General features: G+C 58.0%; 12 protein-coding genes. 5 read left to right on the top strand and 7 right to left on the bottom strand.

Going from position 1 to position 13,357, the window contains the following annotated elements; all coding sequences use genetic code 11:
* Positions 1 to 83 precede the first annotated feature (83 nt).
* The 6 genes from uvrD to lptM all read right to left on the bottom strand — a co-directional run bounded on the left by uvrD (position 84) and on the right by lptM (position 5,705).
* Positions 84 to 2,246, bottom strand: a complete 2,163-nt coding sequence (gene uvrD / locus P349_RS01670) for a DNA helicase II (protein WP_032646073.1) — start codon at positions 2,244 to 2,246, stop codon at positions 84 to 86.
* A 76-nt stretch (positions 2,247 to 2,322) separates the two neighbouring features.
* Positions 2,323 to 3,039, bottom strand: coding sequence for a 5-amino-6-(5-phospho-D-ribitylamino)uracil phosphatase YigB (gene yigB, locus P349_RS01675; protein ID WP_032646074.1), 717 nt, complete (start codon positions 3,037 to 3,039; stop codon positions 2,323 to 2,325).
* Positions 3,039 to 3,941 carry a tyrosine recombinase XerC gene (gene xerC, locus P349_RS01680; RefSeq protein WP_024907983.1) on the bottom strand — a complete coding sequence of 301 codons (903 nt, stop codon included), beginning with the start codon at positions 3,939 to 3,941 and terminating at the stop codon, positions 3,039 to 3,041. Before xerC ends, yigB begins: the two co-directional genes overlap by 1 nt.
* Positions 3,938 to 4,645, bottom strand: a complete 708-nt coding sequence (locus P349_RS01685) for a DUF484 domain-containing protein (RefSeq protein WP_032646075.1) — start codon at positions 4,643 to 4,645, stop codon at positions 3,938 to 3,940. The genes xerC and P349_RS01685 overlap by 4 nt, the downstream gene beginning before the upstream one ends.
* Positions 4,642 to 5,466: a diaminopimelate epimerase gene (gene dapF / locus P349_RS01690; protein WP_024907981.1), complete on the bottom strand. Its 825-nt coding sequence runs from the start codon at positions 5,464 to 5,466 to the stop codon at positions 4,642 to 4,644. The genes P349_RS01685 and dapF overlap by 4 nt, the downstream gene beginning before the upstream one ends.
* A gap of 35 nt (positions 5,467 to 5,501) precedes the next feature.
* Entirely contained in the window at positions 5,502 to 5,705 is a 204-nt protein-coding gene (gene lptM / locus P349_RS0124690; RefSeq protein ID WP_032646076.1) for an LPS translocon maturation chaperone LptM, read from the bottom strand.
* Between the two features lie 135 nt (positions 5,706 to 5,840).
* Between lptM and cyaY the strand changes: the two genes are divergently transcribed.
* Entirely contained in the window at positions 5,841 to 6,161 is a 321-nt protein-coding gene (gene cyaY, locus P349_RS01695; protein ID WP_024907979.1) for an iron donor protein CyaY, read from the top strand.
* 91 nt (positions 6,162 to 6,252) lie between these two features.
* Here the strand turns inward: cyaY and cyaA are convergent, their stop codons facing one another.
* The gene (gene cyaA / locus P349_RS01700; RefSeq protein WP_023309629.1) at positions 6,253 to 8,796 is read right to left on the bottom strand and encodes a class I adenylate cyclase; all 2,544 of its coding nucleotides are present in this window, start codon (positions 8,794 to 8,796) and stop codon (positions 6,253 to 6,255) included.
* Positions 8,797 to 9,145: 349 nt separating this feature from the next.
* Here cyaA and hemC point away from each other — a divergent pair, with 349 nt between their 5' ends.
* Genes hemC through hemY form a run of 4 tightly spaced genes read left to right on the top strand, consistent with a single transcriptional unit; the run spans position 9,146 to position 13,237 of the window.
* Positions 9,146 to 10,087 carry a hydroxymethylbilane synthase gene (hemC, locus tag P349_RS01705; protein ID WP_032646077.1) on the top strand — a complete coding sequence of 314 codons (942 nt, stop codon included), beginning with the start codon at positions 9,146 to 9,148 and terminating at the stop codon, positions 10,085 to 10,087.
* Positions 10,084 to 10,824, top strand: coding sequence for a uroporphyrinogen-III synthase (gene hemD / locus P349_RS01710; protein WP_024907976.1), 741 nt, complete (start codon positions 10,084 to 10,086; stop codon positions 10,822 to 10,824). The genes hemC and hemD overlap by 4 nt, the downstream gene beginning before the upstream one ends.
* Before the next feature lie 20 nt (positions 10,825 to 10,844).
* The gene (hemX, locus tag P349_RS01715) at positions 10,845 to 12,035 is read left to right on the top strand and encodes a uroporphyrinogen-III C-methyltransferase (RefSeq protein ID WP_032646078.1); all 1,191 of its coding nucleotides are present in this window, start codon (positions 10,845 to 10,847) and stop codon (positions 12,033 to 12,035) included.
* Positions 12,036 to 12,037: 2 nt separating this feature from the next.
* Positions 12,038 to 13,237 carry a protoheme IX biogenesis protein HemY gene (gene hemY / locus P349_RS01720; protein WP_032646079.1) on the top strand — a complete coding sequence of 400 codons (1,200 nt, stop codon included), beginning with the start codon at positions 12,038 to 12,040 and terminating at the stop codon, positions 13,235 to 13,237.
* Positions 13,238 to 13,357: the final 120 nt, after the last annotated feature.

Below are 13,357 nucleotides of genomic sequence, written 5' to 3'. Positions count from 1 at the left end.
CAACGGAACGCTGAAGGGCATTAATTGACCTTCACTGTATAAGGCTAGCAGATTATTGCAAAATAATGATATTTTTCTGAATGTTAGACTGTTTCCAGCTTCGCGTAGGCCGCCACCAGCCATTTGATCCCCTGCCCCTGGAACGCCACCTGCAGGCGGCTATGCTCGCCGCTGCCTTCCAGATTCACAATGGTACCTTCGCCAAACTTCGAATGGCGCACGCGCTGGCCCAGCTTGTAGCCGGTATCGGTTTCCGCAATCGGCGAGCCCATGCGCTGATGGCTGACCGGACGGCTGATGCTCGCCCGCAGACGCACCTCCTCCACGCACTCTTCCGGCAGTTCACCGATAAAGCGCGACGGACGGTGGTAGACCTCTTTACCGTACAGACGGCGGGTTTCGGCGTAGGTCAGCGTTAGCTTTTGCATCGCGCGCGTCACACCCACGTAGGCCAGACGACGCTCCTCTTCCAGACGCCCGCCCTCATCCAGCGACATCTGGCTCGGGAACATCCCCTCTTCCATGCCAACGATGAACACCTGCGGGAACTCCAGACCTTTGGCGGAGTGCAGGGTCATCAGCTGAACCGCATCCTGCCAGGTGTCCGCCTGCCCTTCGCCCGCTTCCAGCGCGGCGTGGGAGAGGAACGCCTGCAGCGGCATCAGGTCTTCGTCTTCTTCGTTGTAGCTGAACTGGCGCGTTGCCGTGACCAGTTCCTCTAAGTTCTCAATACGGGTCTGGCCCTTCTCGCCTTTTTCCTGCTCGTACATGGTGCGCAGGCCGGAGTCTTTAATCACCCGGTCGGTCTGCACGTGCAGCGGCATGTCCGCGGTTTCCTGCGCCAGGGCGTCAATCAGCTCAAGGAAGCGCTGTAGAGCGCTGGCCGCGCGTCCGGCAAGGGCCTTTTCCTGCAGCAGCTCGCGGCACGCCTGCCACAGCGTCAGCTGGCGGTCGCGCGAGGCCTGACGCACCACGTCCAGCGTACGGTCGCCAATCCCGCGGGTTGGTGTGTTCACCACGCGTTCAAACGCCGCGTCGTCGTTACGGTTCGCAATCAGACGCAGATACGAGAGCGCATCTTTGATTTCCTGACGTTCGAAGAAGCGCATGCCGCCGTAAATGCGGTACGGCATGCTCACCTGCAGCAGCGCCTCTTCCAGCACGCGCGACTGGGCGTTGCTGCGATAGAGAATGGCACACTGCTCCAGCGCGCCGCCGTTGTCCTGCCAGGTTTTGATGCGGTTGACCACGAAGCGCGCTTCGTCGAGTTCGTTAAACGCGCAGTAAATCGAAATCGGTTCGCCGTCGACGCCGTCGGTCCACAGCTTTTTACCCAGACGCCCGTTGTTATTCTCAATCAGGGCGTTGGCCGCGCTCAGAATGTTGCTGGTTGAGCGGTAGTTCTGCTCCAGACGGATAGTTTCCGCGCCGGGGAAATCGTTGAGGAAGCGCTGGATGTTCTCCACCTGCGCCCCGCGCCAGCCGTAGATCGACTGGTCGTCATCGCCCACGATCATCACCTTGCCGGTATCACCGGCCAGCAGACGGATCCATGCGTACTGGATGTTGTTGGTATCCTGGAATTCGTCCACCAGGATATTGGTAAAGCGTTCACGGTAGTGCTGCAGAATGTGCGGCTTGTTGAGCCACAGCTCGTGGGCGCGCAGCAGCAGCTCGGCGAAATCCACCAGGCCGGCGCGATCGCACGCTTCCTGATAGGCCTTGTAGACGTTCTGCCAGGTCTGCTCGACCGGGTTGCCGAAGCTCTGAATATGGTGCGGGCGCAGCCCTTCGTCTTTCTGGCCGTTGATGTACCACATCGCCTGACGCGGCGGCCACTGCTTCTCGTCGAGGTTCATCGCCTTGATCAGGCGCTTCAGCAGACGGAGCTGGTCTTCGCTGTCGAGGATCTGGAAATCCTGCGGCAGGTTGGCGTCCATGTGGTGCGCGCGTAGCAGGCGGTGCGCCAGGCCGTGGAAGGTACCGACCCACATGCCGCCCTGGCTGGTGCCCATCAGCTGGGCGATACGGTGGCGCATCTCCGCCGCCGCCTTGTTGGTGAACGTCACCGCCATGATGGAGTACGGCGAGCAGTTTTCCACGCTCTGCAGCCAGGCGATACGGTGAACCAGCACGCGCGTCTTACCACTGCCCGCCCCAGCCAGCACCAGCAGGTTGGTGCGCGAGGCGGCAACCGCGTCACGCTGTTTGTCATTAAGGCTGTCGAGCAGGTAAGAAACGTCCATTGGCACCGTCACGTCATGTCGGGCAGGCGAATAGCATTCGCCAAAACCCTGTTAATTTATACAGAACAATTGATGATTATATCAGCGTCGTGAGGGATGCCAACCGCGAAATTTCCACGTGCGGCAGAAGACGGCTATCGGAGGTGATCATCAGGTCAGCGTTTTCCGGCTTGATCCAGCAGGCCTGCATGCCGCAGCGGATAGCGCCAGCCACGTCCGTGGTCAGGTCATCCCCCACGTGCAGGATCTTACCCAGCGGCAGGTTAAGCTTATCTGCCGCCAGATGGTACATGTCACTGAACGGCTTCGCGCGCCCGTGAGGACCCGCACGCAGCACGAACTCAAAATAATCACTCAGGCCAAATAGCTCGGGCTGGGCATTGCCGTTGGTGATGGCCACCAGCGGCCACTTTTCGGCAAGCTTCGCCAGCGTGTCGTGGGTTTCCTGCGGCACGTCGATACGGCTGCGCCATTTGGCGAAGTTTTCCATGGCTGCTTCCGCCCCAATAGCGGCATCCTGTGCGCTCAGACCCACGTTAAGCATCGCCTGCTCAACCGCGCGACGACGCCATTCGGTCACGTCGTGGTAAATGTCCGGCTCGGTCTCCCTCAGGGACTGGCGCAGCTTCTGGAAATCCTTGTTCTGTATCGCCTTCAGCGCGGGATGGTAGTTCTGCACGAACGCCAGCGACTCCTGCTCGGTACGCAGGATCACCTCGCGGTTGTCATAAAGGGTGTCATCAAGGTCAAACGTCAGAGCTGAGATCTGACCGAGTGGGCGGTAAAAACGCATTATTTCCCCCGTTTGGCGCGTGGATGCGCCGCGTCATACACCGAGGCAAGGTGTTGGAAGTCTAAGTGGGTATAGATTTGAGTGGTAGACAGATTTGCGTGCCCGAGGAGCTCCTGCACGCCTCGCAGATCGCCGCTCGACTCAAGCATATGTGTTGCAAAGGAGTGGCGCAGTTTGTGCGGATGCACGTGGCTGTTCAGCCCCTGCTTAATGCCCCACTCCGCAAAGCGCTTTTGCACGTTACGCGCCGAGATCCGCTTGCCGAGTTTCGACAGGAACAGCGCATCTTCGTCGGAGCCAAACAGCCCGCGCAGGTCAAGCCAGTGCTCAATCCAGGAGACCGCATTGCGGCCAATCGGCAGGCGGCGCTCTTTGCTGCCCTTACCCATTACCCACACTTCGCCAGATTCCAGATCGAGATGCTTGAGGTCAAGGTTGACGAGTTCAGACAGACGCAGGCCTGCGCCGTACATCACCTCCAGCATCGCGCGGTCGCGTACGGCAAGCGGATCGTTAAGGTCGATATCCAGCAGGCGGTTTACGTCGTCGACGTCGATATTTTTGGGCAGATGGCGCGGGGCTTTCGGCGTGGCGATCCCCTTTGCCGGGTTGGCTTTTAAGCCACCCTGACTGACCAGCCAGTCGAAGAAACTGCGCAGCGCTGAGAGCCTGAGCGCCAGGCTCGCCGGGCTGAGATTTTTTTTACGGCTACGCACGACGAACCCGCGTACCGTCGCAGCGTCACATTGTTGCCAGCTTTTCAGGCCGATCTCGTCGGCGATCTGCATGATGGCATCAAGCTGACGCTGGTAGTTAAGCAGCGTTATGGGGCTGAGCTGGCGTTCCACGCCCAGATAGCGCAGAAAGCGCGAAACGTCAGTGGCGAGCAGTCCGTCCGTCATACGCGCTCAATCCAGCGCTCCAGCAGCTCAGGCAACATCAGGGCGATCTCCTGCAGCAGGTGCGTGGCTTGCCCTTGCTCATAGTGATGCGCGTCGCGGCTGGTAAATAAGATGACGCCCAGATCGCCATCGCGCCCCATCAGCGACATCGCCACCGAGCCAATCGCTTTGGCCTCCGGCAACACAACCAGCAGCTCAGGCCCGTTCAGCGGCCCCAGATAGTGGTGCTCATGGCCAAGACGCTGAATGCGCAGCGGTTCAAACGCCTGACGGCTCAGTGCCAGATGGGTAAACCCCGACGGCGCGCCAATGCGCCAGCGGTCAGGGAACAGGCGAATCGTTGCGCCTGCCAGCCCCAACTCGCGCGCCCAGCGGTGGAAGCGGCTGAGGAACTCGTCAAGACTGTGCGCCGACGCCAGACGCGCCTGCAGATGCAGCAGACGATAGAACAGGCTTTCGTTGGTGCTGGCCTGCTCCATCAGCAGCGTCATGTTCTCTTCAAGCTGGTTGATATGGTTGCGCGCGCGCGCCATATGCCATTCCACCAGCGACACGGTCCCGCGAACCGGATGCGGCACGCGCATCTCTTCGACAACGCGTGCATTGCGAATAAAAAACTCAGGATTGCGCAGCAGATAATCAACAACAGCTCTGTCGTCCAGTTCCGTCACTGTTTCCTGCAGTTCTTCCCCTGGTTGTTTCATAGATGGATAAACCCGTCATAGACATGTGCCGCCGGGCCAGTCATATACAGTGGATGACCCGGTCCTTTCCAGGCGATATCAAGCCGACCGCCCGGTAATTCCACGCGAACCTCTTCTGCCAGTAACCCCTGGGAGATGCCCACGGCCACCGCCGCACAGGCACCGCTTCCGCAGGCCTGAGTCTCACCCGCGCCGCGCTCGTAAACCCGCAGGCGAATGTGCTCGCGCTTCACCACCTGCATAAAACCGATGTTCGCGCGCTCCGGGAAACGTTCGTGGCTTTCCAGCACCGGGCCGAGCGTTTCGACCGCGGCGGTTTGCACATCATCAACCTGAATCACGCAGTGCGGGTTACCCATTGAGACGACGCCGCACAATACTGTCTGCTCGGCCGCACGCATAATATAGGTCTTTTCCGCTTTGTTTGCGCGAAACGGCACGACGGAGGGCTCGAAGTTAGGCTCGCCCATGTTCACGCGCACCAGTTCATCATCGGTGACGCTGAGCACCATGCGACCATTGGCCGTGCTGACGCGAATATCACGCTTGTTGGTCAGCCCTTTCAGACGGACAAAGCGGGCAAAACAGCGCGCGCCGTTGCCGCACTGGTTAACTTCGCTGCCGTCCGCGTTAAAAATACGGTAGTGGAAATCGAGGTCGGGATCGTACGGAGGCTCAACCACCAGCAGTTGATCGAACCCCACGCCCAGATGCCGATCCGCCAGGCGACGGATCAGTTCCGGGGAGAAAAACACATTCTGCGTTACCGCGTCGACGACCATAAAATCGTTGCCAAGGCCATGCATTTTAGAGAACTGCATCATTTGCTCCATTGCGCGGGTACAGAACGTTGTCGTCAGAGATTAACCTGAGTCGGGCCGCCGTTGTCGCCACGGTCGTTAGTATTTGGCGTGGAAGACTCAATGCCGCTGTTAACCGGTTTCGTCGGCGGCGGTGCGGTTTTATCCGCAGGTGGGAAGTACAGTGGTCCCTTCAGTCCGCAGCCAGTCAGGCTAAACAGCGTGATGAGAACGGCAAGCGTTCGGAAAGCGTTTTTCATTATAAAGTTGCCCGTAAGTTCAAATCTGTTTCTATCATCGCAGGAGAAGACACAAAAGCAAGAGTTTGCCGCTTTCCTGCAACGGGAATTATTTAGGGTTATACTGCCGGCATCACGAAAAACAGGAACAAAACCATGAACGACAGTGAATTCCATCGCCTTGCCGACAACCTGTGGATGACCATCGAAGAACGTATTGACGACTGGGACGGCGACAGCGATATCGATTGTGAAATCAACGGCGGTATTCTGACCCTGAGCTTCGAAAATGGCAGCAAAATTATTATTAACCGCCAGGAGCCGCTTCACCAGGTCTGGCTGGCCGCGAAACAGGGCGGCTATCATTTCGATCTGAAAGACGGGGAATGGGTTTGCGACCGCAGCGGCGTAACGTTCTGGGATCTGCTGGAACAGGCGTCGACTGCACAGGCGGGTGAGGCGGTGAGTTTCAGGTAGTTTCTGTGCCGGGTGGCGCTAACGCTTACCCGGCCTACGGGTTCGAGCGGTTGTAGGCCGGGTAAGCGTTAGCGCCGCCCGGCGAAAAGACTCAGGAGAAATACTGCTGCAACAGCGGCGCGGTGTCCTGATTGGCAGGCGCGGCAGGCGTTACGGCCTGGGTACGGAACGGGATCACCTGCGTACGACCGTCGACGTTCACAATCTGGTAGAACTGCGGCAGGTTAAAGTTGATAAAGCTTGAGCCGTAGGTGAAACGGTCATGCGAAGAGGAGTAGAAGCGGCTGACGTCGCGCACCAGCTCCTCTTTACTGCCTTCACAATGGTGATACACCTCGGCGCGGTTGGTCTCATCCAGAATGTAGATGTTGAACCCGGCATCGTCGCCCGACTCTTCAAAGAAGAACTGAATAATCCCTTCGCTGGCAAAGCCGTCCACCACCTGCGGCAGCTTAACGTGGTTGGTTTCCACCTGCACCGACAGGCCGTGCAGCTTGTTGTGCGAAATCGCGCCGTAGAATTCGATGGCGTTTTCCAGCTTCTGTACCGACACGTTCAGGCGCTCGAAGAACAGGCCCCAGGTTTGACCGGAGACGCGCAGCGCTTTAAAGCGCCCGGTTTCCTGACGGGTACTGGAGAGACGCAGTTCGATACACTCAGAGACTAGCTGCTGCACGCGGGTACGAATCAACCCACGCAGGTGCTGGCTGTAGCAGAACACTTCCACGCTGTCCGGCGGCGCGGCATCCTGGTGCATCTTGCCGAGAATGGTTTTCAGCGCCTCGATCATCGCCTGCTCGCCGTTGAAGTGCAGGGTACGCACTTCGTTCCACGAGTTGCGGTAGAGCAGGTCCACGCTGCCGACCAGGCAGTTTTGCTGCTCGCCAAAGCTAAAGACGTCCAGCTTGCGGAAGTCAAAATGAACCACCTGATTGCGGAAGGCCGCCGTCGGGTCATATTCCAGGTTGACGATGATCGCCAGATGGCGAATCTCGCACGGGCTGTAGAGCGCTTTTGGCGTCGGCGCAGGCAGACGCAGCGGGAAGTGGTGCGACACATCCGCGACCATCTCCTGCAGTTTAGCGAGATCGACCACCTCGTTGCCTTTGATAAACAAACGCGTGCGCGAGGTCAGCAGGCCGTTAAACCAGGCCCAGGCCACCAGCTTGTTCAGATAGCGGTTATATTCCAGCGGCTGATGGCTGATGATGGAATCCATGCTTGGCGCACGGTTGTACAGATACCACCCGGTGCGGTTCGCGCGGCCCGGCGGCACGTAGATAAAGGTCAGGTTTGGTTCTGACAGGTCAGGCGAAATCTGCGGGTTAACCAGCGTGACTTTACCCGGCAGCGCTTCAAACGCGGCGTACAGCTTACGGGTCAACACCCCAATGTCCTGCGGACTGGCGGAAACGCTGAGATTGTTACGGCGCGCAAAGCGGATCAGGTTACGGTAACTTTGCATCATCGCATCGAGCAGTTCGTTGTGCGCTTCACGCACCTGATCGATTTTCCAGTTGGCCCGGTTGTCGAGCATGGACAGACGCGCTTCGTCCCATCCCCACTCTTTCACTAACTGACTGACCACTTCACGACGCCAGCCCACGCAGGCGCGCTCGCGGCTCAATTTCTCACAGACTTTGAGATAGAAACATCGACGCACCAGGTCAAGACGCGTGGTGTCATCAATGGCTTTCAGGTATTCGGTCACGCGCTCCAGCATCATGCAGTAGGCGTCCAGCCCGAAGGAGACGATTTCCCCGTCGTGCAGACGCTGCTTGATATCTTTCGCCAGCAGGCGCGGCGTAGGGTATTCCCAGGAATAGGCTTCAAGCAGCAGCGTTTTCAGCACCGCTTTGTACGGTGAGTCGATACTCTTATAGAGCTGCCAGAGGCTTGCGCCGAAATACTCTTCTGCTGACAGGGAACTCAGGCCGCCGAGATCCAGCCATTCGTTTGGCGTCAGTACGCCCTGCGCGTAAAGCGACATGACGTAATCATCGTAATGCTCTTCTTCTTCGCACGGGACCATATTCCACAGAATACGCTTCCCGGCCAGGCGCACAGCAGTACGGTAAAATTCATCCAGCAATAAGATGTGCTGAGTCGAGCCGCAGTCCTCACCACCCAGACTGCCGCTTTCGTTATGGCGGAAACGGTTTTCATCAATCAGGAAGAAGCTCACTTCCACACCGAGCGATGCCGCCCAGCTCTCCAGCAGGCTGCATTTACGCTGCAGCAGCTGACGCTCGTCGTTATCGAGCCAGGACTGATGGCAGACCCAGATGTCCAGGTCCGAAGAACAGCTTTGCCCTACCGATGAGGTGCTCCCCATTGAGTAAACGCCGGTAATCGGCAGTTCACCTTTCGGGGACTCCTGTGGCGGCATGCCGCGGTAGAGTTCCAGCTCGTTCAAATAATGCTGTTGGGTTTCATCAGGCGTGAAAAGGCAAATGCCCTGGGGAACGTTACCATCAAGGTAGCCAGGCATCAGCGGGTGGTGATAGTGCAATAATGTCGGCAGCAGACTGTACACCTGCTGGAAAGCAGGGCCCATAGCAGCAAGCGCGCGATCCACACGCAGTTGATTTATGGCATCCAGTCTCTGTTTCAGAGTCTCAATATAGAGGTACAAGACGTATCGCCTGATGTTTCCGGGTGTCGCAGCTATTCAAAACACGAGTAACAGCGGACCCGCAGTATTTCAAAAAGATAACCGTTACCCTTTTTCGCCCTTATCATTTTTGGTGGTACCGACGAAAAAATGGTCTAAAACGTGATCAATTTAACACCTTGCCGGTTGACCGTAAAGAAAGATGCACTACATACAAGTGTAGCACCGTTCTGTACGTGTAAATTCCTGAATACGGCTATGGCTGGCGAATACGCCGCCTTGTCCCTCTCACGCTTCATCAACCGTAAAACTGCCATCCCAGAGTCAACAATGTTAGGATGGTTAGCGATTGATAATGACGGTAACAAGCATGTTAGACAATGTTTTGAGAATTGCCACACGCCAAAGCCCTCTCGCGCTCTGGCAGGCACATTATGTGAAGCAGCGCCTTGAGGCCTGCCACAGTGGATTGCGCGTCGAGCTGGTGCCGATGGTCACGCGCGGTGACGTGATCCTCGATACGCCCCTGGCGAAAGTGGGCGGCAAAGGCCTGTTTGTCAAAGAACTGGAACTGGCATTGCTTGAGAACCGCGCCGATATCGCCGTACATTCGATGAAAGACGTACCCGTCGAGTTCCCGGAAGGGTTGGGGCTGGTGACCATCTGCGAGCGCGAAGATCCGCGCGATGCGTTTGTCTCTAACCACTATGACTCCCTCGACGCGCTGCCAGAAGGTAGCGTGGTTGGCACGTCCAGTTTACGCCGTCAGTGTCAGCTGGCGGAACGTCGTCCTGACCTGATCATTCGCTCGCTGCGCGGTAACGTCGGCACGCGTCTGGGCAAGCTGGATAACGGCGATTACGATGCCATTATCCTCGCCGTTGCCGGCCTGAAGCGTCTGGGGCTTGAGTCGCGCATTCGTGTGGCGTTACCGCCAGAGCTGTCGCTGCCGGCCGTGGGCCAGGGTGCCGTCGGCATCGAGTGCCGTCTGGACGATGCGCGTACCCGCGAACTGCTCGCACCGCTGAACCATGACGATACCGCTACCCGCGTAAAAGCCGAGCGTGCGATGAATACCCGCCTCGAAGGGGGATGCCAGGTTCCAATTGGCAGCTATGCTGAATTGACGAATGGCGAACTGTGGCTGCGCGCGCTGGTAGGCGCCCCGGACGGTTCGCAGATGGTGCGCGGCGAACGTCGCGGTAAAGCGCAAGATGCCGAGCAGCTTGGCGTTTCGCTGGCCGAAGAGTTACTGGATAACGGCGCCCGCGAGATTCTGGCTGACGTTTATAATGGAGAACCCCCTGCATGAGTATTCTCGTCACCCGCCCTTCTCCCGCAGGAGAGCAATTAGTGAGCCGTCTGCGCGCACTGGGGCAGGTGGCCTGGAGTTTTCCGCTCATAGAATTCTCCCCTGGTCGCGAGCTCTCTGCGCTCGCCGACCAGATGGATACCCTTCAGGACGGCGACCTGCTGTTTGCGCTGTCGCAACATGCCGTGGAATTTGCCCACGCGCAGCTGCAACAGCAGGGTTTGACCTGGCCAACCGCCCCCCGCTATTTCGCGATTGGCCGCACAACGGCCCTGGCGCTGCATACCGTAAGCAGCGCGGACGTTCGTTACCCGTTAGATCGGGAAATCAGTGAAGTCTTGCTACAATTACCTGAATTACAAACTGTTGCCGGAAAGCGTGCGCTCATTTTGCGCGGTAATGGTGGCCGCGAACTGCTGGGCGAAACGCTGCGTGAACGTGGTGCAGACGTGACGTTCATTGAGTGCTATCAGCGCTGTGCAAAACACTACGATGGCGCGGAAGAGGCGATGCGCTGGCACGCGCGCGGCATTAATACGCTGGTGGTCACCAGCGGTGAAATGTTACAACAGCTTTGGTCGCTGATACCGCTTTGGTATCGCGAAAACTGGTTACTCCGCTGTCGGCTTCTGGTCGTCAGTGAGCGTCTGGCGAACCAGGCCCGGGAACTGGGCTGGCAGGATATTCGGATCGCTGATAACGCCGACAACGATGCGCTGCTGCGCGCATTACAATAACTCTCAAATGGGAAGCCATAATGACGGAACACGACAAATCCTCCGCCGTGGTTGAAGAGACCAGGGAGACTGTGGAGACGACGCCACAGCCAGAGACGACAGAGAAAACCGCTGAGAAGAAAAACGGCAGCAACAAAACGAGCCTCACGCTGAGCGCGATTGCCATCGCCATCGCGCTGGCAGCAGGGGTTGGCCTGTACGGTCTGGTGAAACAACAGGGCGCTAACCAGACGTCCACCAGCGATGCGCTGGTGAATCAGCTCACTGCCCTGCAAAAAGAGCAGGAGACGCAGAAAACCGAGCTGGAAGCCGTAATTAAGCAGCAGGCCGCTGCGCTTGCCGAAGCGAACAGCAAACAGGAAGAGCTGACCAAACAGCTGGGTGAAGTACAGCAGAAAGTCGCCACCATTTCCGGCACCGATGCCAAAACCTGGCTGCTCTCGCAGGCCGACTTCCTGGTGAAGCTCGCCGGACGTAAGCTCTGGAGCGATCAGGACGTCACCACTGCCGCGGCGCTGCTGAAAAGCGCCGATGCGAGCCTGGCAGACATGAACGATCCAAGCCTTATCACCGCCCGTCGCGCGATCACCGAAGACATCGCCAGCCTCTCCGCCGTCTCACAGGTGGACTACGACGGCATTATCCTCAAGGTGAATCAGCTTTCAAATCAGATTGATAACCTGCAGCTGGCGGATAACAACGACGACGACTCCCCGATGGATTCCGACGGTACCGAACTTTCCAGTTCCCTGAGCGAATGGCGCATAAACCTGCAGAAAAGCTGGCAGAACTTTATGGACAGCTTTATCACTATCCGCCGTCGCGACGAAACTGCCGTACCGCTGCTCGCACCAAACCAGGACATCTATCTGCGCGAGAACATTCGTTCCCGTCTACTGGTGGCGGCGCAGGCCGTACCGCGTCATCAGGAAGAGACCTACAAGCAGGCGCTGGATAACGTCTCAACGTGGGTCCGCGCCTACTACAACACCGATGATGCGACGACCACCGCCTTCCTCGAAGACATTGATAAGCTGAGCCAGCAGAACATCACCATGAACGTGCCGGATAAGCTGGCCAGCCAGCCGATTCTGGAGAAGCTGATGCAAACGCGCGTGCGTAATCTGCTGGCACAGCCGGGCGTACCGGCAGAGCAGACGAGCGGAGCAGCACCTGCTCCTGCGCCTGAAAGCGCACCGCAAGGAGAGTAATGATGCTAAAAGTCCTCTTACTCTTCATCCTGCTGATCGCCGGGATCGTCCTCGGGCCTATGCTTGCGGGGCATCAGGGTTACGTCCTGATCCAGACCGATAACTACAACATTGAAACCAGCGTAACGGGTCTGACGATCATTCTGATCCTCGGCGTGGTGGTGCTGTTTGCGATCGAGTGGATCCTGCGCCGTATTTTCCATACCGGTGCCCATACGCGCGGCTGGTTCGTTGGCCGTAAGCGCCGCCGCGCCCGTAAACAGACCGAGCAGGCGCTGCTTAAGCTCGCAGAGGGTGATTATCAGCAGGTTGAAAAGCTGATGTCGAAAAACGCCGACCACGCCGAACAGCCGGTGGTGAACTATCTGCTGGCGGCCGAAGCAGCGCAGCAGCGCGGTGATGAAGCACGCGCCAATCAGCACCTGGAACGGGCGGCTGAGCTGGCTCACGGCGACCCGATTCCGGTGGAAATCACGCGCGTTCGTCTGCAGCTGGCACGTAATGAGAATCACGCGGCTCGCCACGGCATCGACCGCCTGCTGGAAGTCGCACCACGTCATCCGGAAGTGCTGCGCCTTGCCGAGCAGGCCTACATCCGTACCGGCGCCTGGGGCTCACTGCTGGACATCATTCCTTCCATGGCGAAGGCCGAGGTGGGCGACGATGAACATCGTGATGAGCTTCAGCGTCTGGCGTGGATTGGCCTGATGGATCAGGCGCGCGCTGACCTGGGCAGCGACGGTCTGAAAACGTGGTGGAAGAATCAGAGCCGGAAAACGCGTCAGCAGGTTCCTCTGCAGGTGGCGATGGCGGAACATCTTATTGAATGTGACGATCACGACACGGCTCAGGAGATCCTCCTCGACGGTCTGAAGCGCCAGTACGACGATCGTCTGGTGATGGTGATCCCGCGCCTGAAAACCAACAATCCTGAGCAAATCGAAAAAGTGCTGCGTCAGCAGATTAAAACCGTTGGCGATCGTCCACTGCTGTGGAGCACGCTCGGCCAGTCGTTGATGAAGCACGGCGAATGGCAGGAGGCAAGCCTCGCCTTCCGTGCAGCACTCAAGCAGCGTCCGGACGCGTTTGACTACGCATGGCTTGCCGATACGCTGGACAAGCAGCATAAGCCGGAAGAAGCGGCCGCCATGCGCCGTGATGGGCTGTTGCTGACGCTGCAAAATAACGGTACGCAGCAGTAATTAATCAGGAGGCCAGATGGCCTCCTTTTTTTATCGCCTTTCTCCTGCTACATTCTTTACACCCGCATCCACAAACGAACCCGCCAATGTAACGATGTCTTTTCATTAACTTTTTTTCAC

The sequence above is a fragment of the Enterobacter sp. DC4 genome, from assembly GCF_000568095.1.
Taxonomy (GTDB): Bacteria; Pseudomonadota; Gammaproteobacteria; order Enterobacterales; family Enterobacteriaceae; genus Enterobacter; species Enterobacter pseudoroggenkampii.
The sequence above is the reverse complement of the archived record's forward strand: the minus strand, read 5'-3'. Positions and strand labels throughout refer to the sequence as shown.

Excerpts from the sequence above, each read along its gene's own strand:
- lptM (WP_032646076.1), bottom strand. The coding sequence starts at position 5,705 with ATGAAAAACGCTTTCCGAACGCTTGCCGTTCTCATCACGCTGTTTAGC.
- hemY (WP_032646079.1), top strand. The coding sequence starts at position 12,038 with ATGCTAAAAGTCCTCTTACTCTTCATCCTGCTGATCGCCGGGATCGTC.
- xerC (WP_024907983.1), bottom strand. The coding sequence starts at position 3,941 with ATGACGGACGGACTGCTCGCCACTGACGTTTCGCGCTTTCTGCGCTAT.
- hemX (WP_032646078.1), top strand. The coding sequence starts at position 10,845 with ATGACGGAACACGACAAATCCTCCGCCGTGGTTGAAGAGACCAGGGAG.
- yigB (WP_032646074.1), bottom strand. The coding sequence starts at position 3,039 with ATGCGTTTTTACCGCCCACTCGGTCAGATCTCAGCTCTGACGTTTGAC.
- dapF (WP_024907981.1), bottom strand. The coding sequence starts at position 5,466 with ATGCAGTTCTCTAAAATGCATGGCCTTGGCAACGATTTTATGGTCGTC.
- hemD (WP_024907976.1), top strand. The coding sequence starts at position 10,084 with ATGAGTATTCTCGTCACCCGCCCTTCTCCCGCAGGAGAGCAATTAGTG.
- hemC (WP_032646077.1), top strand. The coding sequence starts at position 9,146 with ATGTTAGACAATGTTTTGAGAATTGCCACACGCCAAAGCCCTCTCGCG.
- uvrD (WP_032646073.1), bottom strand. The coding sequence starts at position 2,246 with ATGGACGTTTCTTACCTGCTCGACAGCCTTAATGACAAACAGCGTGAC.
- cyaY (WP_024907979.1), top strand. The coding sequence starts at position 5,841 with ATGAACGACAGTGAATTCCATCGCCTTGCCGACAACCTGTGGATGACC.
- P349_RS01685 (WP_032646075.1), bottom strand. The coding sequence starts at position 4,645 with ATGAAACAACCAGGGGAAGAACTGCAGGAAACAGTGACGGAACTGGAC.